Annotated in this window: 22 protein-coding genes and 3 pseudogenes; 10 read left to right on the top strand and 15 right to left on the bottom strand. The window is 45.5% G+C overall.

Annotation, left to right across the window (positions count from 1 at the left end; all coding sequences use genetic code 11):
* Positions 1–376: 376 nt before the first annotated feature.
* Positions 377–544, bottom strand: a pseudogene (locus tag Q4Q57_RS11825) (calcium/sodium antiporter); the annotation flags it as partial.
* Between the two features lie 9 nt (positions 545–553).
* A pseudogene (locus Q4Q57_RS11820) lies at positions 554–825 on the bottom strand (undecaprenyl-diphosphate phosphatase); the annotation flags it as partial.
* Between the two features lie 52 nt (positions 826–877).
* On the opposite strand from Q4Q57_RS11820, the gene Q4Q57_RS11815 reads away from it, so the two are divergent.
* Genes Q4Q57_RS11815 through Q4Q57_RS11805 form a run of 3 tightly spaced genes read left to right on the top strand, consistent with a single transcriptional unit; the run spans position 878 to position 1,863 of the window.
* On the top strand, positions 878–1,033 hold the full coding sequence (locus tag Q4Q57_RS11815; protein WP_311890934.1) for a hypothetical protein: 156 nt from the start codon (positions 878–880) through the stop codon (positions 1,031–1,033).
* Between the two features lie 33 nt (positions 1,034–1,066).
* Positions 1,067–1,549: a hypothetical protein gene (locus tag Q4Q57_RS11810; RefSeq protein ID WP_259483502.1), complete on the top strand. Its 483-nt coding sequence runs from the start codon at positions 1,067–1,069 to the stop codon at positions 1,547–1,549.
* A gap of 44 nt (positions 1,550–1,593) precedes the next feature.
* Positions 1,594–1,863, top strand: a complete 270-nt coding sequence (locus Q4Q57_RS11805) for a hypothetical protein (RefSeq protein ID WP_259483562.1) — start codon at positions 1,594–1,596, stop codon at positions 1,861–1,863.
* Here the strand turns inward: Q4Q57_RS11805 and Q4Q57_RS11800 are convergent.
* Positions 1,782–2,131, bottom strand: a pseudogene (locus Q4Q57_RS11800) (transposase); the annotation flags it as partial. The gene Q4Q57_RS11805 and the pseudogene Q4Q57_RS11800 overlap by 82 nt on opposite strands.
* Before the next feature lie 179 nt (positions 2,132–2,310).
* Here Q4Q57_RS11800 and Q4Q57_RS11795 point away from each other — a divergent pair.
* Positions 2,311–2,994, top strand: coding sequence for a cold-shock protein (locus Q4Q57_RS11795; protein ID WP_063883635.1), 684 nt, complete (start codon positions 2,311–2,313; stop codon positions 2,992–2,994).
* Between the two features lie 377 nt (positions 2,995–3,371).
* Here the strand turns inward: Q4Q57_RS11795 and Q4Q57_RS11790 are convergent, their stop codons facing one another.
* Positions 3,372–3,956: a hypothetical protein gene (locus Q4Q57_RS11790; RefSeq protein ID WP_311890933.1), complete on the bottom strand. Its 585-nt coding sequence runs from the start codon at positions 3,954–3,956 to the stop codon at positions 3,372–3,374.
* Positions 3,957–4,250: 294 nt separating this feature from the next.
* Between Q4Q57_RS11790 and Q4Q57_RS11785 the strand changes: the two genes are divergently transcribed.
* Positions 4,251–6,272, top strand: coding sequence for a S9 family peptidase (locus Q4Q57_RS11785; RefSeq protein WP_311890932.1), 2,022 nt, complete (start codon positions 4,251–4,253; stop codon positions 6,270–6,272).
* Between the two features lie 116 nt (positions 6,273–6,388).
* On the opposite strand, the gene Q4Q57_RS11780 is transcribed toward Q4Q57_RS11785, so the two are convergent.
* The 6 genes from Q4Q57_RS11780 to Q4Q57_RS11755 form a co-directional block, all read right to left on the bottom strand.
* Positions 6,389–7,852 carry a M16 family metallopeptidase gene (locus Q4Q57_RS11780; RefSeq protein ID WP_409438190.1) on the bottom strand — a complete coding sequence of 488 codons (1,464 nt, stop codon included), beginning with the start codon at positions 7,850–7,852 and terminating at the stop codon, positions 6,389–6,391.
* A gap of 26 nt (positions 7,853–7,878) precedes the next feature.
* Entirely contained in the window at positions 7,879–9,210 is a 1,332-nt protein-coding gene (locus tag Q4Q57_RS11775; RefSeq protein WP_259566080.1) for a pitrilysin family protein, read from the bottom strand.
* Between the two features lie 137 nt (positions 9,211–9,347).
* Positions 9,348–10,763: an amidohydrolase gene (locus tag Q4Q57_RS11770; protein WP_311890930.1), complete on the bottom strand. Its 1,416-nt coding sequence runs from the start codon at positions 10,761–10,763 to the stop codon at positions 9,348–9,350.
* A 258-nt stretch (positions 10,764–11,021) separates the two neighbouring features.
* A complete protein-coding gene (locus Q4Q57_RS11765) occupies positions 11,022–11,447 on the bottom strand; it encodes a hypothetical protein (protein WP_311890929.1) in 426 nt (141 codons plus the stop codon).
* A gap of 544 nt (positions 11,448–11,991) precedes the next feature.
* Positions 11,992–12,267, bottom strand: coding sequence for a hypothetical protein (locus Q4Q57_RS11760; RefSeq protein WP_220591404.1), 276 nt, complete (start codon positions 12,265–12,267; stop codon positions 11,992–11,994).
* A gap of 857 nt (positions 12,268–13,124) precedes the next feature.
* A complete protein-coding gene (locus Q4Q57_RS11755; RefSeq protein ID WP_311890928.1) occupies positions 13,125–13,844 on the bottom strand; it encodes a winged helix-turn-helix domain-containing protein in 720 nt (239 codons plus the stop codon).
* 64 nt (positions 13,845–13,908) lie between these two features.
* On the opposite strand from Q4Q57_RS11755, the gene Q4Q57_RS11750 reads away from it, so the two are divergent.
* Genes Q4Q57_RS11750 through Q4Q57_RS11740 form a run of 3 tightly spaced genes read left to right on the top strand, consistent with a single transcriptional unit; the run spans position 13,909 to position 15,267 of the window.
* A complete protein-coding gene (locus Q4Q57_RS11750) occupies positions 13,909–14,292 on the top strand; it encodes an NIPSNAP family protein (protein ID WP_041408565.1) in 384 nt (127 codons plus the stop codon).
* Positions 14,289–14,618: an antibiotic biosynthesis monooxygenase family protein gene (locus Q4Q57_RS11745; RefSeq protein ID WP_012586457.1), complete on the top strand. Its 330-nt coding sequence runs from the start codon at positions 14,289–14,291 to the stop codon at positions 14,616–14,618. Before Q4Q57_RS11750 ends, Q4Q57_RS11745 begins: the two co-directional genes overlap by 4 nt.
* A gap of 1 nt (position 14,619) precedes the next feature.
* Entirely contained in the window at positions 14,620–15,267 is a 648-nt protein-coding gene (locus Q4Q57_RS11740; RefSeq protein ID WP_311890927.1) for a DUF6058 family natural product biosynthesis protein, read from the top strand.
* 46 nt (positions 15,268–15,313) lie between these two features.
* Here Q4Q57_RS11740 and Q4Q57_RS11735 read toward each other — a convergent pair whose 3' ends face one another.
* Together Q4Q57_RS11735 and Q4Q57_RS11730 are read right to left on the bottom strand one after the other, a co-directional pair.
* Entirely contained in the window at positions 15,314–15,964 is a 651-nt protein-coding gene (locus Q4Q57_RS11735) for a methyltransferase domain-containing protein (protein WP_012586455.1), read from the bottom strand.
* 104 nt (positions 15,965–16,068) lie between these two features.
* Complete coding sequence (locus Q4Q57_RS11730; RefSeq protein ID WP_012586454.1) at positions 16,069–16,440, bottom strand: hypothetical protein; 372 nt, start codon at positions 16,438–16,440, stop codon at positions 16,069–16,071.
* Between the two features lie 293 nt (positions 16,441–16,733).
* Between Q4Q57_RS11730 and Q4Q57_RS11725 the strand changes: the two genes are divergently transcribed.
* Complete coding sequence (locus tag Q4Q57_RS11725; protein ID WP_311890926.1) at positions 16,734–18,854, top strand: EAL domain-containing protein; 2,121 nt, start codon at positions 16,734–16,736, stop codon at positions 18,852–18,854.
* A 596-nt stretch (positions 18,855–19,450) separates the two neighbouring features.
* On the opposite strand, the gene Q4Q57_RS11720 is transcribed toward Q4Q57_RS11725, so the two are convergent.
* Together Q4Q57_RS11720 and Q4Q57_RS11715 are read right to left on the bottom strand one after the other, a co-directional pair.
* Positions 19,451–20,074 carry a tRNA-uridine aminocarboxypropyltransferase gene (locus Q4Q57_RS11720; protein WP_311890925.1) on the bottom strand — a complete coding sequence of 208 codons (624 nt, stop codon included), beginning with the start codon at positions 20,072–20,074 and terminating at the stop codon, positions 19,451–19,453.
* Positions 20,075–20,230: 156 nt separating this feature from the next.
* Entirely contained in the window at positions 20,231–21,439 is a 1,209-nt protein-coding gene (locus Q4Q57_RS11715) for a multidrug effflux MFS transporter (protein ID WP_012197777.1), read from the bottom strand.
* Between the two features lie 113 nt (positions 21,440–21,552).
* Between Q4Q57_RS11715 and Q4Q57_RS11710 the strand changes: the two genes are divergently transcribed.
* The gene (locus Q4Q57_RS11710) at positions 21,553–22,524 is read left to right on the top strand and encodes a LysR substrate-binding domain-containing protein (RefSeq protein WP_311890924.1); all 972 of its coding nucleotides are present in this window, start codon (positions 21,553–21,555) and stop codon (positions 22,522–22,524) included.
* A gap of 85 nt (positions 22,525–22,609) precedes the next feature.
* Here Q4Q57_RS11710 and Q4Q57_RS11705 read toward each other — a convergent pair whose 3' ends face one another.
* Complete coding sequence (locus tag Q4Q57_RS11705; RefSeq protein WP_261272365.1) at positions 22,610–24,481, bottom strand: methyl-accepting chemotaxis protein; 1,872 nt, start codon at positions 24,479–24,481, stop codon at positions 22,610–22,612.
* Positions 24,482–24,746: the final 265 nt, after the last annotated feature.

Below are 24,746 nucleotides of genomic sequence, written 5' to 3'. Positions count from 1 at the left end.
TTGTACTGAGTGAATTGTCATTGTTTCCCCTGTGACACGCCATAAACTCATTCATGAGGGCTCGACGTCGGCATCCATGCCGCCAACGGTCACAGTTGCAACAATGCCAATCTTAACGACTATTGAACTGCTCATCCGGCTAAAAGCTTTTTGCCCCAAAACGTGTTTCGCAGTTCAAAAGGTAAATAGGATGAGTAAAGCTTTGTCCATAGAAAAGCTAATCTGAAAGAGTGTGATAATCTAAAAAGGATATGCCAGTCCTATCTTTCGCCATGCACAACAAATCATATCTAGTCATCAGTTTGTACATTCATTTTAGTGATACCCAAAAGTAACTAAGTTAAGATGGCAATAAACTATTAATCGGAATTCAGGGTACAACCATTTCTGGTGCAGACGTACCAAAACCGACGATTACCATACCAATAAGTAGTGAGGGCATTCCTGCATGCTTAGCGGTTACCGCAGCTCCTTCAACAAAGCGATCTGCGCTCCAAACTAATAAAACAAAGCCACCTAATATGGCCAATATAGCAAGTGTCATAACGTTACCTTAAGTTAAAAAAATGAAATAAATCAATGCAGCCAAAATTATTCTATATATCACATACGGCCACATACCAAAGCGATTAAGCCACTTCAGGAAAAAGTGAATTGCAGTTAAAGCCATGATGAAAGAAGTGACTCCGCCTACTAAAAAGGCAAGCGAATCGATATGAGTGTCACTTGCACCAACCTCAAGTAATTTGGCACTCGCAGCCAATGAAGTAATAGGGATAGCAAGTAAAATGAAAAACGTGAAGCGGCTTCTCGGCTTAAACCTAGCAATGCCACTGTAGATGAAAAACGCGGACTTATTTATCGCATGCGCCTAAATATGAAACAAAGCACCATCATGGTTGAAGGTAAAGAGATAAAACTGATACCTGGAATGGCGGTAACCGCCGAAGTGCAAACGGGCAAGCGACGTATTATCGAGTTTTTTATTGCACCGTTATTGAGGTACAGACAAGAGAGTATTAGAGAGCGTTGATCACGACGTTGAATAATTAGAGGCCATAAGATTATGTTTTTTTTATTAGTTTTGATTTTGCCGATTATTTTATTTTTTTCCAAATGGTGTACTCACTATATTCAACCCGGCATGACGAAATTACTGAGCTTCATCGGGGTGCTGTTCACCTGTTACATGATACTGATTGGTGATGAGGTCTTAGGGGGAATTCAGTTTGGTTACCTGTGTTATTTATCTCCAAGACTAGAGGTGTTAACGGATGAGCTTGAAGGTAGAAAGATTAGATCTACATCCAGTATAACGGAAGTAAAGCTATCACCTGTAAAAATCAAAGAAGAGCTGGTGGTTATGAAAGATGTGGACACAGGACAACCTATTTTTAAATATTCATATTATCGTTTTTACGGTGGTTGGTTGGCACATTGGATCAATTTTAATGGCTTTAAAGGACCCTATTTTTATTCTAACACCTGTAATCAAGGTTCAGGTAGTAAGCTATTAATTATTAATAATAATATAGTAGTGGAAGAATAACGTTTTAAAAATTAAATACTTGATTTTAGATAAGGGATTATAAGATGACAGATATTAGAGAAGCGTATATCAATGCACTGTTAGCGGATGCAACATATGCCGTTAACAAAGTGATAGAAAATGATGACAAGACTCCACAAGAAAAATTATTGGATGATCTTTCCGACCGACTAGGTGAAAGCTTAGCCCATTATGTTGTCGCTAACTTCGAACTCGATTTTGATTCCATCATTAATACCAGTGAAGAGTGGCTCTGCTTGAGTGCGCTGATTAGCGTAAATTGTTCATCGAGTCTGACATCAAGAGAGCGGTAGCCTTTTTTAGGATAAGATTGTGCTCCTCAAGACGAGCTATTTGCTTCTTCAGCTCACGGATTTCAATTTGTTCAGTAGTAATCGGAGATGCTTTTGGTATGCCACCCTGGCGTTCTAGTTTTAACTGTCTCACCTATTTATCCATAGTGGACTTACCTACGTTCATCGCCTTTGCAGCTTCGATGATGTTATGGTTTTTATCGAGGACTAATTGGGCTGCTTCAAGTTTGAATTCAGCACTAAATGTTTTTCTGGTTGTCGATCTCATGTGTTCACCTAAAGTCATCTACGAGGTAATAATATCACCTCTATTTAGGTGGCCAAAATTAGTGTGCCACTATAATCCATAGAAATCTTAATCCGAAACTAACTGATTAGAGTAAAAATCTAACGCGTTTTTGTCCAGAACCTTACTAGCGGGGCCCGTCAATAGAAAGGGTAGTTATTATGCAACAACTTAAATTCGGTAAGATCAAAAACTACAAAGACGATCGTGGCTTCGGTTTCATCTTCTCGGAATGTAAATTCATTCACCATGCAATCATGGGTTCTAAAGAAGTGTTCTTTCACATCAAACAGGCTAAGAAGTTTGAATCCACACTGAAATCAGCTACACCTCAAGAAGACCTATGCTTCTGGCTTACTACAGAAACTACTCGTAAAGGCGAGGCCGTTAAGCAGATGTGGATCAAGCTATCCGACATCCCTCAAGATATTCGCGAAGGTAACGCCGAGTTCATTAAACAAGTAGCAGAGAATATTAAGATCTATGAAGCAGCTAAAGCAGAGAAACGTGCTCGTGAAGCTGAGGAGCGTATTCAGCAAGAGGCTCTTCGTAAAGCACGTGAAGTTCGTGATTCTGAACTCAATGCCCTGATTGTAGCTGCACGTAGCCAAGGGTTCTCAACTAGTGGACAATTGTCAGCATGGATTCGGGCTAATAAGCTGTGGACTAAATATCCGACACTAACAGGCGACTTGACTATGCACGATGGCGAGGTGTCATGGAACTTTGGGGCAGCTATTGACCCTCAGTACTACAGGCAGGTTTGCCAAGCTTTAGGTCTACATAACGCGGGTTCTAACGCAAGAGCTGGAGCTTTCCGTTCGTATGCAAGTATGGAGCGTTAATGTAAGGAGGTGTAGTGGTTAACAAATAATGGTCACTGGACTGGAGGTTTTGCCATACTTCTGATAATTCGCCGTAAGCTAAATTAGCAAAATAGGTGGCACGCTTTTGTCCAAAAACGAGTCACATATCTTTTTTAAAATAAACAGGCTACACCGATGTTAAACAGGAGAGCCATGGTGATTAGCGAGACGACCGTCCGCCCCATGGATGGGGCGGTCGAGCATCCACGGATGGACTCGCTGCGTGTCGTCGAGCAAATACCATGGATCGCCCTTCTATATTTAACGTTCTTCTATCCCAAAATGAATTGCATGGGTATCCAGCCAAGGTTGTACTACATAATCAAAACTGCCCGTTCGGGTATAAATGAGTCGGCTTAATGAGATGGTGCGACAGGCGTCATCTCTATCCCACGAAACAGCTGATAGCGGTCGATATCATCATCGAGATATTGGATATTCTGCGTCCATTGCCATCCCCCCGCTTGATTTTGAGCCTGAGTTTGAGTTTGAGTTTGAACCTGAGCCTGAGCCTGAGCATCAAAGAGTAACTGGATCAACGCGGGTCTCGCATTGACAACCCCTTCCCCTAGCAGGGAATAATCCCCATTTTGTCGATATAAACTAAAGACTTGCTGTTTATCTTCCGCCACACCGTCGTAATAGGTCAGTAATACTTGATCGCCCTGCTCCCTAAACCACCAAGTTTCGCTAAAGGGCGCCTTCGTGCCGATACTCACAGATAAAATCAACTGGCGCTGATCGTGGGAGCAAAAGCCCGTAACGGCCACTTTTTTCGGAATTTCCCCCGCCTTGGCAGCATCACCCGCCCATTGCCCCACCAATTGTGGACAAAATTCCTTGAAACTGACCTTAGCGGCCATGACTGAGAAGGACGAAAACACGCTCAGTACAATGGCAAGACCCAGCATAAGGTTCAAACGGTCGATTTTAAGCGGCATATCTCTAGCACCTATCCGAAACAGATCAATACATTAGCGTTAAAAGCATCAATCGACAAATCCCCTAACGCAAACGACTCTTTTAACTACGGAATGAGCGCTTTTGTATTGCCGTCAGCCTGATTTTTTAGCGCCGATATCAACCTCCTTTGAGCTGAGATACCCAACAAAGATTCACAGTTGCTTACATAACAGCTTATTCAGGCATGGCGGGTTTTCATGCTAACTTGCCACTTAGCAAAAATACGCAACATCATAATCCTAGTAACTGTTTGTATCACAAGGAGACTCATAGTGAAGAAGACAGGCATTTTATTACTCTGTTTACTGATGCCCTTTAGCTCGGCATTTGCAGAACAGGGCAAACCACTCTCAGCGGAATTACTTTGGCAACTCAAGCGTATCGGTAGCCCGATTGTATCCCCAACGGGCGAACACATCATAGCGCCAGTCACAGAGTACGATCTCAAAGCTGATAAAGGCTCGACCCAGCTGTGGCGTTTCGATGGCAAGCATAACCGAGCGATCACAGCCAAAAGTTTAAGGGTGAGCGAGCCCGTGTTTTCCCCCGACGGCAAAACCTTGGCATTTGTGAGTCAGCGCAATGAAGACGAGGCGAGCCAAATTTACCTGCTGCCGATGGACGGTCCGGGTGAAGCGCAGCGCTTAACCGATATTCCCACTGGCGTTAACAGCATTAAGTGGGTTGGCAAGCATCTGTATTTCATCAGCAATATCTTCCCTAATCAAAGCTGGGAAGAAATGAAAACCCAGCTCGCCACAGATACAGACAATAAGGTTTCCGCCCATCAATGGAACGCCTTGCCCTATTCCCAATTTGATCACTGGTTAGATGAACGTCGCCAAGCCCACGTATTTAGAATTCCGGCCAAAGGCGGTAATGTCGAAAACATCACCCAGCCTGTGGGCCATGAATTACCACGCTCAGACCAAAGCAGTGCAAGCTATGATGTTTCCCCCAATGAACGCTGGATTGCCTTCAATGCCTACGGCTCAGAGAATAAAGTCGATCCTAAAATTGATATATTTCTCGCCACGATTGGAGATAACAAGGCCGAAAATCTCACCGCAGATAATCAAGCGCCAGATCTGAATCCTAGCTTTAGCCCTAATGGTAAAACGCTCGCCTTTACCCGCCAAAAAATCCCCGGTTTCTACTCCGATACCTCAAGACTGATGCTGCTGGATATCGACAGCCGTAAACTCACAACACTCACTGCTGACTGGGACCGTTCAGTCTCTCAATTCAGTTGGACACCCGACAATAAGGGCTTTTATGCCACAGTGGAGGACGCCGCCACAAACCGCATTTACTCTATCGATGCCAAGAACGGCAAAGTAAAAGCGATCACAGAGGCAACCGATTTTAGCCAACCCGCCATAGGCAAAGACGGCGAACTGATTGCCACCAATCAGAGCTTTTTGTATCCCGCTCGCTTGGTCAGCATCAATCCTCGCAATGGTAAGATTGAACGCCTAGAAAACTTTAACGACGATATTCTCAAAGATGTCGACCTAGGTACCTATGAATCAGTGACCTACAAAGGCTATCAAGGTAAAGATATTCAAATGTGGGTTCACTATCCCGCAGGGTTTGATCGCAGCAAAAAATACCCACTGTTTATGCTCGTCCACGGCGGGCCACACAATGCCATTACCGACGGTTTCCATTACCGTTGGAACGCGCAAACCTTTGCCTCTTGGGGTTATGTCACAGCGTGGCCAAACTTCCACGGTTCGAGCGGCTTTGGTCAGGAATTTGCCGATTCCATTAATCCCGATTGGAAGACAAAACCCCTCGAGGATGTGCTCAAAGCGGCAGACTGGTTTAAACAACAAAGCTGGATAGACAGTGATCGCATGGTGGCGGGTGGTGCAAGTTATGGTGGTTACCTGACCTCGATTATTTTAGGTCAGCCGCATCCCTTTAAAGCGCTATTGATCCATGCTGCGGTTTACGACATGTATGCACAAATGGCATCGGACTTTGCCGTACATAGCACCCGATTTGGCAACTATTGGGATAATCCAGAACTGTATAAAGCCATTTCGCCCCATTACTTTGCGGCTAACTTCAACACTCCAACCTTAGTCAGTCATGGTCAACTCGATTACTTAGTGCCGGCGACCCAAGGTTTCGAGCTGTTTCACACCCTGCAAAGTCGACATGTTGAATCGCGGATGATTTATTTCCCCGATGAAAATCACTGGATTATGAAGCCTAATAACTCAGTCTACTGGTATAACGAAGTGAAGAAGTGGATGACCCACTTTGCCGAACCTGGCGCGCGTTAAACGCGATTCATAGATACAAAAAAGGTCTGCAATGCAGACCTTTTTAATGGGTTTACTTAAACTAAAGCGTAGGCTAACGCTTTAGTTTGAAATGACTTAGCTTGAAATGACTGAGCTTATTGGCCAAAGCCCGTGGCTTTAATATCCACGGTTTGCACTTTGCCATACTTAGCGGCGATAGGTGCAATTTTAGCCGCGTTGCCAATCAGCACAAATTGCAGATCTTTTTGCGGGAAGTAAGTTTTCACGAGCCTTTGAGTTTCTTCTAAGGTCAAACCATCCACCTTAGCTTGGAACTCATTGATAAACTTATCATCGAAGCCGTATAGATACATGCCAGACAATAATCCCGCCAGTTGGCCTGAGGTTTCAAACTTAGGTGGGAACTGACCTTTCACATAGGCTTTAGCCGAATCTAAGGTGGTTTGATCTACGCCTTTCTCCCATAAACGAGCATAGGTTTTCAGTGCGAGATCAATCGCTTCTTGAGTGGTTTCCGTCTTAGTGAAAGTGCTAATAGTAAACACACCCGAATCGGTATAAGGACTAAAACCTGAGCGTGCGCCATAGGTTAAGCCAGCGTTTACCCGCAGTTCGTCGTTAAGCCAAGAGGTAAAACGACCACCTAAAATAGTATTCACTACCGTTAAACCGACATAGTCTGGGTTGTCACGACTAATGCCTAAACCGCCGATAACAAAGGTGGTTTCGATTGCATCGGGTTTATCCACCAGCAAAACTTTCGCCGCAGTTAACTGAGGCAAGCCTTGATTTAAGTCAGGCTGCACCAGCTTTTCGCTGCCTTTCCACTGACCAAAGGTTTGTGTCAGCTTGGCCTTCATCGCAGCAACATCAAAGTCACCCACGACGGTAATCGCAGTATTGACCGGTTGGTAGTAACTCTTATGGAAAGCACGCAGTTGCGACACAGTCACTTGTTCAAGCGAATCGCTGTTACCCGAAGCCGCATTACCATAAGGATGGGCACCAAATACCAGCTTATCGAAGTAACGACCAATCACCGCCCGTGGGCTTTCTTTATCTTGCTGCAATCCCGCAATCGCGCGTTGCTTGAGTTTATCGAACTCGGCGGCGTCAAAGTCTGGCGTTAACATCGCCGCGCTAAATAAGCCCAGCATGGCATCAGTGTCTTTCGCCATAAAATCGGCGCTGAGATAGCTGCCTTCTTTATCCGCTTCCGCGCCTAAACTTGCACCGAGAAAATCCACTTGCTGCTCGATATCCGCCTTAGATTTACCCGCCGCCCCTAACAACAAACCTTCTGCCGTCATTTGCGCCACGCCTGCAGTGGTGTCATTGACAGCACCCGCACGTACCACGGCATTTAAGGTCACTAAAGGCACTTCGCGCTGCGGCATTAAATACACAGTTAAGCCGTTATCCAGTACGAACTTGTCGTAACTTGGCATCACAAAGCTGCCAGTTTCAACGCGTTTTGGCGCCGATGTCGTAGCACAACCCGCTAAGGCTAAACTTGTGCCTAGGGCTAATGCGGCCATTAACTTAGAAGGTTTCCCGATTGATGCCATCTTAAGTGATTTCATTGCTGTCGATTTCATTGCCATCGATTTCGCTGCCGTTGATTTCATTGAGAGATCTCCTCGTTTGCCGCCAGCACAGCTACAGTGCGATTCGATTTACGTAAATAGGTTTGGGCAACACGTTGAATATCCGCTGGCGTCACCTTGTTATAGGCTTCTGGCGCATTAAATAGCTTGTCGTAACTGCCAAAATACATCTCATAGGTGCCTATGGTATTAGCCTTACCATTAATGGTTTCCATCGAACGATAAAAATCCATCAACTTGATATTTTTAACTTTATCCAGCTCTTGCTGAGTAACACCCGTTGTCGCAATCGCATCGATTTGTTCAATCAGCGCCTGCTCCAGCGTCGAGGCTTTCACCTCAGGTGTGGCAACACCCATCACATAGAAGAGGTTCGGGTCGACCGACATAGGCATATAGGTTTGCGCCTCTAAGGCCACTTGTTTATCAACCAGTGATTGATATAAACGCGAGCTATTACCTTGGCTTAAAATCGAGCTTAATAAATCCAACGCATAAAAATCTGCGTGAGTCGCAGCCGGAATATGGTATGCCAGCATCACATTCGGTGTGCTCACCGATGCCTTTTGCACAAAGGTACGACGCTCACCCTTTTGCTCAGGTTCTACGGTGCGAATCGCTTTAGGCGGAGTTTGTGCCGGAATAGGCGCAAAATACTTGTCGGCCAAGGCTTTAACTTGGGCAACCTTTACATCACCGGCAATCACGACCACGGCATTGTTCGGCGCGTAATAGGTTTTGTGGTACTGCACGAGATCTTCCAGCGTCCAAGCGGCAATATCCGACTCATGGCCGATCACCGACCACGAATAAGGGTGAGCTAAAAATGCCACGCCTTTGATCTCACCTTCAAGGGCATTCCAGTTAGAGTTTTCTAAGCCAGTGGAGCGCTCCGACTGCACTACGCCACGTTCGCTATCGACCATAGTTTGGTTGATATCTAAGTTAGCGATACGGTCGGCTTCGAGATCGAACATAGTTTCAAGCGCATTGGCAGGGAACCAATCGGTATAAACCGTCATATCTTCAGTGGTATACGCATTGTTCGCGCCACCTGCGGCTTCCATAGTGCGGTCGAACATTTTCGGGCCGTACTTTTTTGAACCGTTGAACATCATGTGTTCGAAAAAGTGCGAAATACCGGTAATGCCGGGCACTTCGTTACGTGAACCGACTTTCCAAAACAAATACATGTTGGCATTGGGAATTGAGGCATCTTCTAGCACCATGATTTTCATGCCGTTATCTAGCGTGAAACTCTTAATGTCTTCTGCCGTGGTGGCCTGTGCTTGGCTTAGGGGATTCAAAAGTCCCATGGCCAACACAAGAGCCGATAGCGTGCGCTTCATCTTGTTCGCTCCTTGCTGTAAATATCCACATATAGAGGTAAATTGTTTAACAAATCAAGCGCAGAAAGCGTATCCCGCGCCGGTTTTTTGTAAGCTCAAGTTATACCGAAGAGCTTACGGAATAACGTCTGTCCGACTTATTGCGCATTTAGCGCAGTCAACGCCACTTTAGTCATGGCCTCAACCCCGACTTTTAGCGCACTTTCATCCACATAAAATGCCGGAGAATGATTGCTGGCCGCGGTTTCTGGGTCAGTTCCCTTTGGCGTCACCCCGAGGAAGAAAAACATCCCCGGCGCTTCTAAGGCGTAATAAGAAAAGTCTTCGGCACCTGTGATTAATCCAGGTTCAATCAGCATCTTATCGCCCACCACACTGGCAAGCACAGGACGCATGCTAGCGACTAACTCGGGATTATTGACCACAACAGGATAACCAGGGTGGATCTCTGTGGTCGCGCTCGCACCAAGCGTTTTCGCCGATAACTCGGCCATTTCAGCTAAACGCACTTTGATATCGGCGCGCATGGGCTGGTCGAAGGTGCGAATCGTACCAATCAGCTCGACTTCATCGGGAATAATGTTAGAGCGAATGCCACCATTAACCGCACCAAAACTCACCACAGCAGGGGCTTTAGTGATATCCACCTGACGGCTGACAATCGTTTGCACATTGGTAATAATTTGCGCCGCGGCGACAATAGGATCGACCCCATTCCAAGGACGCGAACCGTGGGTTTGGCGGCCTTTCACTTTGATAGTAAAGGAATCTTCACTCGCCATCGCTGGACCACTGCGCACACCAATCATGCCACTCGGCATACTCGAGGTAACATGCATACCAAACACTTGGTCAGGTTTACGCTTAGCAAACAGCCCTTCTTTTAGCATCAATTCTGCGCCGCCTTCTTCCCCGTCTGGCGCGCCTTCTTCGGCAGGTTGGAAGATAAACATCACATCACCCGCGAGGCTGTCTTTCACTTTCACGAGGTTTTCAGCCACGCCCATCAACATGGCCACATGGGTATCGTGCCCACAGGCATGCATCACCCCCACCTTTTGATCACGATAGGTATCGGTCGCTTTAGAAGCAAAGGGCAAATCGACCACCTCAGTAACAGGTAAAGCATCCATATCCGCCCGAATCGCAATCAACGGACCAGACTTGCCACCTTTCAGCTTTCCGCCTTTTAAGATTGCCACCACGCCAGTATGCGCCACACCCGTTTGAACTTCTAAACCTAATGATTTCAGATGCTTTTCAATAATCTTGCTGGTGCGAAACTCACGATTAGACAACTCAGGATGTTGATGTAAATCGCGGCGCCAGTCGATCACCTTTTGCTCCACACCCGCCGCCAACTTAGCCGCATCCGGCATAGCACTGGTCGCCGCTTGCGCCGAACTCAAACCCGCGCCCATAAAGCTCAAGGCTAAGGCCGAAGCGAGTAAGGTCTTGGAAAAAATGGCTTTGTTTGCTGAGGATTTAGAGCCAAATGCCTTCGGGATTGCTGATTTTGAGATTGCAGATTGTGATACAGAGGGTAAAGTCATAGCGATAACCTATTGTTGTTTTTATAAGCTACCTAAACTACACGGACATTGAGGAATTGTTAACAGATTTAATGATGAAGGTAAAAGAGACAGTGCTTTATTGGAGACGGTCTCTAGTCGTCATTCCCGCAATACTTCTGAGCGGGAATCCAATTTAAACCATCATTCCCGCAATACTTGTGGGCGGAAATCCAACGTTGAGTAGAGCCAGCCCAAGGAAAAAGGTAAAACAGATTAGCTACTTGTCGCTCAACAGACTCAGCATTTATCTATACTTTCACCATCAACCCAGCTTTGAATGAGTTTAGTGGTATCAGACCAACTGTCTGACATACCATAAGCTTCGACAAAGGATGGACAAGTACTGAGTGCGCTGATATCAACACGCATTTGATAGAAGCGATTCCAGTTGGCATGTACTACCGAGGCTAGTGTGACTGTATTCTTTCCAGTATCTTGTTTCTCAATAAATGTATTACTTGTTCCACCAACAATTTCTTGTACTCCATGAGCAAAACAGCGATTCAATTGTTGTTCTATAATTGCAACGGTTTCTTGATGGCTTTTGCCAGAACAAAACGAATGCTTAGCCTTTCCAGCCGCTTTAATTTCATCAACAGACTTAGGGACTGATACACATCCCGCTAAGGTCATGACCAAACATATAGTCAAACACTTTCCCATGATATCTCCGTAACGTATTAATTTTTTTATTGTAAAATGTATTCTCAAAGACAAGTTAAACAACGTAACATTAACAATTTACATTGCCTACAAAAATCAATGTGATCTCAACAACTAGAAAAATAAATCAGGGCATGCATTAAAATACCCATCCCATACCTGTTCATCAAGAATAGGGCTGATAGCTCTATGCTAAAGAAGAACATGCGATATTACTTCTTTATAATCTCAGCGATTAAGCACTGCCATTACAATGACACGCAGCCAGTCCATCAATGGATAAATGACTATAACTTTAGGCGCAAATTTGCATGACCATAGGCTGATATGCATTCTCTATGTCTCGCATTGAATCAGTTCTCTAGAGATTTGATTCATCTTAAGGGAAAAAACCGCCCCAGAATAGCCGCAAACTGGGCAATAGGACGGGGTTTAGCGGCTGACGTGAATCAGTCTGGTGTAGAGTGATTCACGGGCGAGTTTTTGACGCTCAAAGCAGCTGGGCGGTACGCGTAGGCAGCCTTTGCTTATTAAATGCTGGACGCTACTGAGGAATTTTAATATTAGCCAGCTCCATTTGCTCTTTCGGGTTCCAGTTTGGCGGAATCAACTTTTTATTGCCCCACCATTTACAGTTATCTTGTTTAACCCACTTGCGACGGATCTTAGCAAGATGCTCGGGTGTAGAGTGCAGATCAAATTCTACACCTGACTCAGAGCCACAACACGCGCAGATTTCAAATGTGGTGCAGCTGAAATCATCTAGAACCGTTATATCTGCATAACCGCAGATTGGACACCCTTGCTTGTTCATACTCATGGCATTTAACGCCCTGTTAAGGGGGGGTAATGCATGGCTATAATCGTGAGGAACGAACGTCAGCCATGCGTTAGATGTCCATGCCTTAAACAGCTTGTATGGTTTTAGTAACTTACAGCCCAGATAAATATAGCTATTTGACAACAACTTACAGTGAATATTACTTTACCGACTTTTGAATAAGTTACAATCAATTGCTTACCTAAATAGGCACCCAATATAGAAAAAGGTAAAGCATAAAATGAAAAGTAAGCCACTAAAATCAACGCTTCATGCCTAAGGGAGTGTTCGGGATTTACATAAAAGCTATATACCCAAAAACCTTGAAGGGATAATACTGTGATTAAACCAAGCGCGATTATAAGTGCAATTATTAAAGAGTAATTCCGCATTCGTCCTTCTTAGTATTTATGCGCTGCGCGTTTATTACATTAGACCTATTAAAACGCGCAAGCTAATCAGTTTAAAAACACTCAAAAGCATCTACATTTAAATACGACTCTATATCCATGCATTGTAAGTCACTTTACGATAGAGCCAAACATTAGGCACATAGATGAGATTTTGTCGGGCAACTCGTTCGTCAGTTTTCGATTCACTCAACAAGTGCTAGCAAAAAATTGGTTATCCCGCAACTGCGAAAAATGATCGTGTGCAGGGCGTGAATCAGACTAGGTAAGTTTGATTCACGGATTTTAACGACCATGTATTTAAACCTCGTCCTAAAGACATTTAATAAAACCTTCAGGTCATACATTTTCATTGATAAATGCCTTGAAAACATCGGACTGGCCACCCTCTGCTAAACAAGGCCAAGTCGCTATGCATCATTGGTAAGATAGACCAATTTAGATTGTCTATTTTGTCACAATGCCATAGTCAGCACGAAAGGATTTTAACCCTCGGCTTGAAAATTGTAGGGCACGGGTGTCGAGGACTTTCTCTGCCCAGCCTTTAGCCAAAATATCCTTAAGAACCCATTGACCTAGAACACCCGCAAGATGACTGCGACGCTCGCTCCAATCGAGGCATGACTTACATAAAGGACGGCGAGATTGACGACTTTTCGGTACATCGAATACATCATCTGGTGCACCCAGCAACGAGTGTTCTACGCCACGTTTGGCAAAAAAGGTCATCCCTGCCGCGGTGATTTTTGTTTCGCCCCCTTCATGGGCGATCAAATCCTGCCGACTTAAGCTGTCGTAAAGTGCAACCCCCAATTCACCCGCGAGATGGTCATAACAAACACGAGCCAGTCTCAATCTAGGGTCCGCAGGTCCATGGATTACCTTAGGGCTTGCAATGGCCGCGCTCATGTTGAGCAGACTTTCCAACAGTTCGGCCACTTGGCGGCTCTGCAGCTGAAAATACTTATGCCTCCCCTGCTTACGCACGAGCAATAGTTCACCTTCAACCAACTTAGTTAAATGGCTGCTGGCAGTCTGCGGTGTGATATCTGCTTCAAGAGCCAGTTCTGTCGCCGTCAATGCCTCTCCGCCCATTAAAGCTATCAACATACGTGAGCGGGCGGCGTCGCCAATCAAGTTGGCAATAAAAGCGATGTTAGGTTCCATGCTTGTAATCTCATTTGGGGACAGTTCGATAACCATCGAAGCATTAAGTTTTCAGGTAATTACAATGCAACTAAAACCTTTACCACACAAGTCAATGGCGCCAAACACTATGAAAATTACCTGTTTTATCGAATACAAAATAGACCCCTTCAAATTGGAACAATTTGCCCAATATGCTGAAAACTGGGGCGATATCATTCCAGCCTACGGCGGCGAACTCCTTGGCTACTTTCTGCCACACGAAGGCACCAACGACACTGCATTTGGTCTCATTAGCTTCGATAGTCTGGCCCACTATGAACGCTATAGAGACAAACTGAAGACAGAAGCCGCAGGCAAGGCAAATTTTCAGTTGGCCAAGCAAGGAGAATTCATTTTGAGTGAAAAACGCAGTTTCCTAAAGCCGATTGCAAAGACCTATCAAAGAGCTGCGGAGACAAAACTATGATGGTAGTTATTTTTGAAGTCGTGCCGAATCCCGGCTGCCAAGAAAGGTATTTAGAGATAGCCGCCGACCTGAAATCGAGCCTGAGTGAGATTGCAGGATTTATTTCAATCGAACGGTTTCAGAGCATGGTCAATCCCGAACGCTTATTATCGCTGTCATTCTGGGAGAATGAGGCTGCGGTACAAGCTTGGCGACAACAGATATATCACCGCGAGGCGCAAACTCAAGGACGCGAACAATTATTCGCCGATTATCGTCTGCGGGTTGCCGAAGTTGTTCGTGACTATGGCATGTTCGACCGTGCTCAGGCACCAAGGAGCAACTGATATGCTGCTACTTGAGTATCTGAACGCCAATTTTTATACTCGGCAACAACTGCTCGAAGTGACAGGGCAGACAGAAGCTAGGTTGATTAACTACCAAACTCAAGGCGTTATGCCTGCATGCTCCTATCGACTGCAGCTCAGCATAGTTTGCGATTCTGTCTTTGGCACACATAATGAACAGCTGGCAATTGAATACTATGCCAAAGGCTATGGCGCTTGGTTAACTATGCTGCATCAACTCGATACAGACACAGACATTTATCCCATCTTTCAGCGGCGCTATCTTGAAGCCATTGAAAAATTAACCGCCCCAGAAGGCAACGGCCTCGAGCGGATTCCAGACACCAATCTAGAGCAACATATACAGCAGGAATGGGAGCATTTCCTAGCGGGCACCTATGGCTTATGTACTCAATCTGGATTACCGGAAGATATTGCCGCCAAAGAACTCGCCATAATCACAATTAACGCTTTAACCAGCAAAGACGAGCTGAGTCATAAAGAGCTGCTCAAACTGACAACGGCAGTCACGCTGCTAGATGAGGTCAGCGCTGCATTTGCGCCGCACGAAAAATCCCGAAGTTCCCGCTATCGTCTAGTGGATGAAATACGTCGGCGTTATCGACTAGCGGATCACGCCAACACATAGCCTTAGCTGCAAAGGACATGATTTCAGTTAAACAACTACGACTGCATTAATTTACTTTATGCATCTCTTTATATAAAAACACTACGTCTTTATCGATGATTTCGAGTCGCCAGCCATAGTGCTGCGCGAGCCATTCGAAGGTCGCTTCGGCGTAAAAATTGATATGGGTAGGGTCATTTTTATAGTGCCAGGTGGCAAAGGCGGTTTGATTTTGCACGCGCTTGGTCATCACAGCCAAAATACCCTTGGGTTTTAATAACCTATCAAGTTGGGCAAGCAAACCTGCGGCATCGCTCACATGCTCTATGACTTCAGTTAACGTTATAAACTCGTATTGGCGAGCCAAGGCTTCAGGATTGTTGGCGTAATAAAGGTCGTAATTATCGATTTGATAACCCCGCGCCTTTGCCATCAAGCTCAAGGCTTTGCCTTCGCCGCAGCCAAAATCGAGCCCTTGTGCCGCAGTGCTAACACGGCTAAGTAGTGGCTCGAGTGTGCGGTTTAAAAAGGTTTGATAGCCAAAGTCATTGGCATGATTCTCGTGCTTATCGTACTCGGCTTTTTCTGCCTCGGCCGAGAGATAAAACTCAGGAGGCACGCTCACCAGTTGGCAGGTTTGGCATTGATGGTAGTCGCGCTTTTTATCTTGATGATAAGCGAGCAATTCAGTGCCATGGCATAAGGGGCAGATATTCAACAACAATTCCTAGGATAGTAAGGTGCATAGTAATGAGAATAGTCGCAATGCCAACAAATAATGCTCGCACAGCCTGGCTGAAATCGACTGTGTCGATGGCATGATTATGGCTTAGGGATTTTACGCTCTTTTGCCGCGGCTTCTTTTGCTTCCCGTAAATATTTTTGCTCGCGACTTTCCCTCTCGTCGAACTGTTTCTGTGCCTTGAGTTTTTGCTGAGCCTCCCAATCATTGGTTTGGGACTGCTGTTTGATTTTATCTTCTCGCTCTGCCCTCTCTTTGGCCGCTTGGCGCGCCTTTTCTAATTGGGCCTGCTCTAATCGCTGGGAGTCTATGCGTGCTTTATCGGCTCTTTGCTCTAGGGTTAATTTTGGCTTGGGGGCATCGGCGGCATCGGCTACAGCAAAATGAACACTGGAAATCAGTATGAACGACATCAACATTTTTGAGATAAGCACCTTAGATAAATGCGCCATTTCCGGCCTCCTTTATTTGGTCATCAGATGGATGAACGATAACAGCCAACTCAAACACGATGCGAAAAACATAGCATAAAATCTGTCAAAGTTTGAAATATGCAGCAGGTGTTCTTAAAAAATATGCTTAAATACAAGTCTTAAACTACACTTTTTGAGTTTCTATTTGAGTGAAACAACAATTAGGTTTATTTTTAACCCCATTGGAATGATGTACTATTGGGCAACTTCGTATCAACGAAGACCTAAAAAATAGGATGTGACCTTATATGTGTCACAAGGGAGTATCCTAAATGATCAGATGGCAACACTTACTTAAGAAACTCAGTACGGATGATCCAGTACTGCAAGAAAAGCTGTCGCTCTGGCAAGCACATCCCCACAAAACTCCCCTAGCCTTAATTCAAGGCTTCAGCTTTATTAGCGCCAACCAAGCGACACTCGGTTATTTTGAGACTGAGTATGACGCCTTTGTGAATGCGACGCCCTATGACTTTTCTCCGAGAATTCAATCATCCGGCCGCAACAGTGTTGAATATGCGAGGGAAATGATCCTTGAAGCCATTGCAGGAAATAATGTTGAATTCAACTGGCTACACTTGAGTCAACTCGGCAATGAACTGCCAACTCGAGTAAACCTTTATCGCTGCTATCTGCAGCAACAGCCCGTTGTGCTCGTGGAATTTCAAGCGCTCAATCGCCGTAATCAAATGCGCGAAATTATTACCGATGGCTTTGCCCATATTCCTAAAGAGATTTTGTCGACGACGCTCGAGGAAAGTGCCGAAGCTGTGTATATCACAGACTCAGATGATCAGATTTTGGCCGTTAATAAAGCTATGTGCCGTATTTGCGGTTATAGCGCCGAGCAGCTTATTAGTAAAACCCCTGAATTTTTAGAGCTAAGAAGCCATCATTTAGGAGAAGAAACCGAATGCCAAATTGCACTAAAACAAAGGGGCTTTTGGCAGGGTGAAACGTGGAAAAGACGTTCAGATGGTAGTAATTTCCCTGCTTGGCAAAGTAGTCGAAAAATCATTACCGAAGATGGCGCTCACTATAATGTGAATATTTTCAGTGACATTAGTACCAAAAAGTTGTTAGAAACTCAGCTGACGACCCGTGCTATGTACGATACCTTGACTGGATTGCCAAACCGGTTCCACCTTAAGCAGATCCTCAATAGTGCCCTCGAAAAACTTAAAACCGATCCCTTAGCATTAGGTGCGCTGATGTTTTTAGATCTCAATGGGTTTAAAAATATCAATGACAGCTTCGGCCACTCCATGGGCGATAGAGTATTACAACTCGTCGCAGCCAGACTCGAAGCCGGTTGTATCGAAAAAGCAGACATAGCCAGGATGGGTGGAGATGAATTTACCTTAGTGCTGCAAGACTGTAGCTGCAAGGATGAAATCCAACTGTTTGCAGAACTGATACTCAGCTTATTTGAGAGCCCCTTTGAAATTGAAGGACAAAAGTTTTTCTTAGGCACAAGTATCGGCATTGCACTATTTCCGACCCACAGTGATAAGGCGGGACAACTGATAAGTCTTGCAGATACGGCTATGTACTGTGCTAAAAAGAGCTTACCGCACCTCGTATTTTACGATAAGGCTATGAGCCAGGCCGCAGAGTTAAAGCTGCAGTTAATCAATAGTCTAAGACATGCTCACAGCTTAAAACAGTTCACTCTCGCCTATCAGGCCATAGTGGATTTACACACAAATCAAACGATTGCAGCCGAAGCATTACTGCGCTGGCAAAAATCACCTACCGAGTATTATGACGCTGCCGACTTTGTACCATTGCTGGAAGAAACAGGGTTAATTGTCAGTATTGGTCAATGGGTATTAGAACAAGCTTGTGTGCAAGCGGCACTATGGCGGGCACATAATCAGGCAGACTTTAGAATTTCAGTCAATGTGTCACCACTGCAATTGGAACACTTAGACTTTATCGACCAAGTAATTAACGCCTTGGACATGGCTAATTTACCTGCTGAAGCACTGATTTTAGAAATCACCGAATCGGCACTGTTACGCCAACCTGAGCAAGCACGACTCACACTCAATCGCATCAAAGCTTTAGGTGTCAGCATTGCTATTGATGATTTTGGGACTGGGTTATCTTCACTCAGTCGCTTAGGCACTTTGCCCATAGACAGTGTAAAAATTGATGCCGAGTTTGCCTTGCGTTTAAACGAAGTGTCAGGACAAAAGCTCTGCAATGCCATAGTGCAGCTCGCACAGGCACTGGATATTCACTTCGTCGCCGAAGGCATAGAGACTCAACAACAAAGAGACATAATGACAGACATGGGCCAAGGTTTTGCCCAAGGATTTCTTTTTGGTTATCCGAGTTCAGTCGATAACTTCACCCAAACCTTTCTTGCGGAAAAACATATAGCTTAAAGCTCGATAGCCCTGCCAGCACGCCATCAACTAATTGTGATTAACAATGGAATCACTCCCCTGCAAAGCCAATTATTGACTGGCAAAGCACTTTCAACATTCGCACCGAACAATGAACACCTATGCAACTGTTTTCTAGGAAGAGTTTGATTAGAATTAGAGAAGAAACAGAGGCGTTACAGAAGTATTCTTGCGGAAAAACATATAGCTTAAAACTCGATAGCCCTGCCAGCACGCCATCAACTAATTGTAATTAACAATGGAATCATTCCCCTGCAAAGCCAATTATTGACTGGCAAAGCACTCTCACTATGATTAACAAAAACATATAGCTAAAGCTCGATAGCCCTGCCAGCACGCCATTAACTAATTGTGATTAACAATGGAATCACTCCCCTGCAAAGCAATTGGCTGGCAAAGCTATCTCATCATTTGCTGCGCAAATGAATCCTTATTATTAAACCGTATTTCACACTAAGTTAGCGTGATCTGAATAAGATTTTGACTATTTTAATTCGTACGCAGTATCAAAACTCAATAACTTAAAAGCACTGATTCAGACCTAAAACCTCTAAGACTAAATAATATCAAACCAATCACTTGACCTCGCCGTTAGGTTTGTTTGAGTTTTGATAACGCGCCTGCACAGTGCTCGGCATCGCCTTAATCCGCAGTTCAACCATAGCATCAAATGCCGTCATTAACGGCTGAACATCAAGCCTAGGCTCAAGAGCGCTTAGCATATAAGCACAAGCTTCTAAGGTCGATAAACTGTCGCTACGACTCGACTTACGGATCCGGTAGCGCGACTCATAACCTTCAGCCAAATGCACCGCAGGATACTGGGTTAACCAAGGATTCAACTGCAACATCTTAAATGCCTTACGCCAAGTACCGTCGAGTAAGAGCAATACACAATCTGGATTGATAGGCTGCTGTTCAACACTCACACTTTGCTCAGAAGGATAGACGAGATAAATCGGCTTATTACACGCCGCTAAATGTTCCCGTAAACCATTGAAGTCGGCCTCGCTTTCGCCCACATAAACTTGCGTTTCAGCAACAACAAGACTCAATACCCGCACACTATTTTTTTTATGTTCGACTTCACTCGGGTGCTGTAAAACCACCAACTGAGTCATTGGAGAGATAGGCTGAACACTCGCGCACAGACAAGCATTCTGGGGATAACGACAAATAGCACAATATTGACGGGACAAGCATTACCCTCGGTTTGAGTAAGTTATTTTACGAGTATACCAAAGGATAAAGGGGTGTTAGGCACAATAAAAATACCCACAGTTCGCGGTCAAACAAACTGTGGGTAAAGGGTGTACTCTGTGATTAACAACTTTGTAATTAACCTGTGCCGCGAACTAATGCTCGCCAGCTAACTGCTCTTGATGCCAGTGGTCAAATCGACTCAGCGCCATCATCAACAATAAACCGATAGGAAATACGCCCATCACTAAGGCCACTGCGTAAGGTGCGGTTAAACTCGTTTGTTGTACGAGTCCAGCAAGCACGGATGCGCCGCTCATCTGAATAAAACCTAACATAGCCGCCGCCGTTCCAGCTCGTTCACCGAAGGCCGACAGGGCCATACTGGTTGCAGGGCCAAGTAAGAAGGAAAATCCCACGCCTAACATCAACATAGGCAACATAAAGGCAAACGCTGCCATCATTCCAGTGCTCGGACCGAATTGCTGACCCGCCACAGTGATAGCGGCAGACAGAACGAGTATGGACAGCGCCAAAATCGTTGTCGGACGATTACCGAGTTTGCGAATGACCAGCGGCGCCGTAAAACAGGCCACGATATTAAACACAGCATTGAAACCGAATAGACCACTGAACATGAGCTCAGAAAGCCCTAAATGCCCAATCAGCCACACAGGCGCATACGACACGTAACACAAAATCGCCGCCATCGCCGACATACAAGCAAAGGCATAAAACAAAAAGTGAGTGTTACCCAGTACAGGCTTGTATCGACCCCAACGGTAAAGCGGCCCTGTGGTAACCGTATTGGCAGGTCGAGTCTCGGGTAAGCGATAACCGACAACGAGCAACATCAACATGGCATATAACGTCATGAAAACGAAGGTTGAACGCCAACCAAATTGCATTGCCAATAAACCGCCTAAGGTCGGCGCTAATGCAGGAATAACGCAAATGGCACCATTTAAGTAACTGTAAATCTTAGCGCCTTCCTTTTGATCGTAGCAGTCACGCACCGCGCTAAACACCACGATAGAAGTCGAACAGGCAGCTAAACCTTGCAGCAAACGGGCAATCTGTAACCAATGGAACTCGATAGCCGCAGCGGCTAAAAGGCTGCTCGCACCGTAGAGTAAGACTCCAAAGATTGCCACAGGACGGCGGCCATAACGGTCGGCTAATGGCCCGATCAACACTTGGCCTAAGCCCATGGCGAATAAAAATAATACGATCGTAGATTGCACATCACTGGCAGATACGGCGAATTCTGCCGCCATAGTTGGCATTGAAGGTAAGTAAATATCGATTGCCAATGGGCTGAGAAGCACCATTGACATCAGGATAGGTAATAGATTGCGCCGCATAAATAATCTCAGTTGATCAGGAAAAGGTATTTCAGTGGGCGCTATTTTAATTAACTCAAGGTATGAACAGAAATGGTATAATTTCCAAAGTAAATTTCCTCTGAGGAATATCTGTGAATATCGACAACTTAGCCAGAATCGATCTTAACTTGCTGGTCATACTCAAAGTTCTGCTAGAAGAGCAAAGCGTGACTCGCGCCGCCAGCCGATTACATATCAGCCAGTCAGCCCTCAGTAAGAGCTTAAATCGGCTCAGAGAAACCTTAGATGATCCCCTATTTCAGCGCACGGCCCACGGCTTAAAACCGACGGCGCACGCCCTAATTCTTGGGCAAAAACTGCCGAATATTTTGCAAGACTTATATCAACTCACCCAGCCTCCGACCTTCAATCCCGCCAGTAGCAATCGACAATTCTCCTTTGCCATGGTGGAAAGCGCCTATGAAACCTTAATCCCATATTTTATCGGCCCTATGCTGACCACGGCGCCTAATGTAAAACTTGACTCCTATGTCTGGACCGAAAAATCGATGCAGGATTTACAACAAGGGCAAATTGACTTTGGTATTTCAGGGCGGGACTTGCATCCATTGTCCGATTTTCAGGTGGATCGCCTGCCCGAAGGGATTGCCTATCAAACACTGTTTACCGATCAACAAGTGTGTTTAGTGCGTGAAGACCACCCGCTGATGGCGGCGCTCACTTCAGAACAATGGAAGCTCCCACTCTACCTCGACATGGCCCATGTGCAGGTTCGCTGTGAAGGCAGCGATTGGTGGGCACTGGATTACTTTCTTGCCGATCTCGGCCATCGACGCCGGCTCAGTACGACAGTACCCGATTTTTATGGTGCCGCCAGTGTATGCGCTCACAGCGACTTAATCTTCACTCTGCCCTCGAGCTTTGCAAGGCACGCCTGCCAGCTCTATCCGCTTAAACTACTGCCCTTACCCTTCGAATTTATGCCCATGGCCTATGTGCTGTTATGGCATCAAAGAAATGATGAAGATCAAGGGCATAAATGGATTAGAGAAACGATTTGTCAGAGTGTCGCTAAGTTATTTACTCCCGCAGAAATGCTTTAACACACCAAATCACCATCAATAAAAAAGCCCGATAAAGCAAAGGCGTTATCGGGCTCTTATCAAAGTGAAGCTCTACAAATAGTGGCTACAGAATAAAGGTCGCGACCTGTGCATTAAGATCATTAGCGCGGGCTTTTAAGTCTCGCGCCTGTGCCAAATCAGCCATGGCCGAGGCGGTAATCTCATCGGTCACATCTTTAATCGCAACCGTATTTTGGGTGATTTCACCCGTCACTTGAGTCTGCTCTTCCGCTGCAGTCGCAATTTGGCCTGCCATATCTGAAATCACGTTGACCGCTTGTGTAATCTCTTCAAGGGCTTTTGCCGCCGCATTCGCATCATCAACACTGTGACCCGCTAATGCTTGGCTGCTTTCCATCAAGCTGACGGCTCTAGCAGTCGTACGTTGCAGCGTTTCAATCGTGGTGTGCACTTCTTGGGTCGAATCCTGAGTACGGCGTGACAGTACACGCACTTCATCGGCGACCACGGCAAAGCCACGGCCCTGTTCACCAGCACGAGCCGCTTCAATAGCCGCGTTAAGCGCTAATAAGTTGGTTTGCTCTGCAATCCCTTGAATCGTTGCTAGAATGCTTGAAATTGATTGAGCATGACGGCTCAAATCCCCAATGACATCGGTCGCTTGAGTGACTTCATCGGCCAACGAATTAATCGAGTTACGGGTTTTATTGACTAACTCTTTACCCTGTAAACTGCTGGCTGCAGATTGTTGAGCGGCCGTCGCCGTGTTTTCAGCATTGGCCGCAATCTCATTGGTCGCACTTGCCATTTCAGTTACCGCAGTCGCGACCATAGCGACTTCCTGTTGCTGACGTTGCAGTTCAGCCACCGAGGTTTGCGTGGTGGTAAGACTACGTTCAGCATCAGCATCTAACTCATTCGCTAACTGACGGATATGGCTGATCAACTGATGTTGACTACCGACAAAACGGTTAAAGCTGTCGGCAAGTACGCCCACTTCATCTTGAGTATCGACAGAAATACGCTGAGTTAAATCACCGTTACCATCGGCGATACGCGCCAGTGCCTGCGATACTCGGCTCAACGGGCCCAGTAACATGCCAACTAACCAAGAAATCGCTAACACACTCAAGAGCAATACAAGTGCCGATAGCCCCAGCTGAGTAAGTAACAGGCTCGTGAGTGGCGCTTCTAGCGTTTCCTTATCAAGCACTAACACTAATTCCCAATCTGTATTAGGAATATCAACGCTCCAAACTAACTTGTCGCGTCCTTCATTTTCAAAATACATAGGTAACAGAGTGCCAGATGCACGGCTCTGTTCAGGCAAGTTACGATTCAGCTCATTATCGATATCACCTATAGGTTTCATCGTCTTAGCTTGATCTTTATAAGCGATAACCGTGCCGTCTTTGTGCATCATGATGGCATAACCGTTGGCCGGTAACTTCATCCGATTAACACCGTCCACTAGGCTGGCGATAGATAAGTCACCACCCACAACACCTTGTGCGGTAGGCTGCGCCATAGTCACAACCAGAATGTTATAAGCCACATCCACGTATGGTTTTGTCAAAATAAGACCGCGCTCACTGGTGGCTTGTTGATACCAAGGGCGGCTACGGGGATCATAGCCCGTTCGGTCTATACTCGGATCAGAATCCAGCATTTGCCCCGCTTGGCTCCCAAAATAAGTTAACTGGAAACGGCCCGACGCTTGTGCTTGTTGTAATGTATTTAGGCTATCACCCTCAACTTTACTCGCCAGTGCCCCCATAATATCTTGGCGGCCAGCCAACCATTCTTGAATACGCTCTGCCTGCTGCTCACCTAAGCGTTGCACTTGTTCTAGGCTGTTTTGTAACAGCTGGGACTTTTGGCTGGAATAACTTTGCCATGACAACAAACCAATCACGAGTGAAAGGGCTACCACGACGGAGAACAGAATTTTTTGCTTGAGCGAATATGAGTTCATGTTGGCGTCTAATTTATTAACAAAGCAGTGAAATAAGAGGGTGTCTGAGCGAGTTGAACAAACATTTACATCCAATGTAATAAGGCGGCTAACTGAGTTAAAACTGCAGCTTAATCTGAACTGAATTTTCTCATACTCTGTACAGTTCGCAAAGAAGTTGCTCAGATTTACATCAAAAAGATTCGCGTTAAAACATATAATTAACCGACTGTTATTCGATGAACAACATGAGCGACCTCGAGATCACATCTCAAGATGATACGTA

The sequence above is a fragment of the Shewanella sp. SP2S2-6 genome (genome assembly GCF_031931965.1).
GTDB lineage: Bacteria > Pseudomonadota > Gammaproteobacteria > Enterobacterales > Shewanellaceae > Shewanella > Shewanella baltica.
The sequence above is the reverse complement of the archived record's forward strand: the minus strand, read 5'-3'. Positions and strand labels throughout refer to the sequence as shown.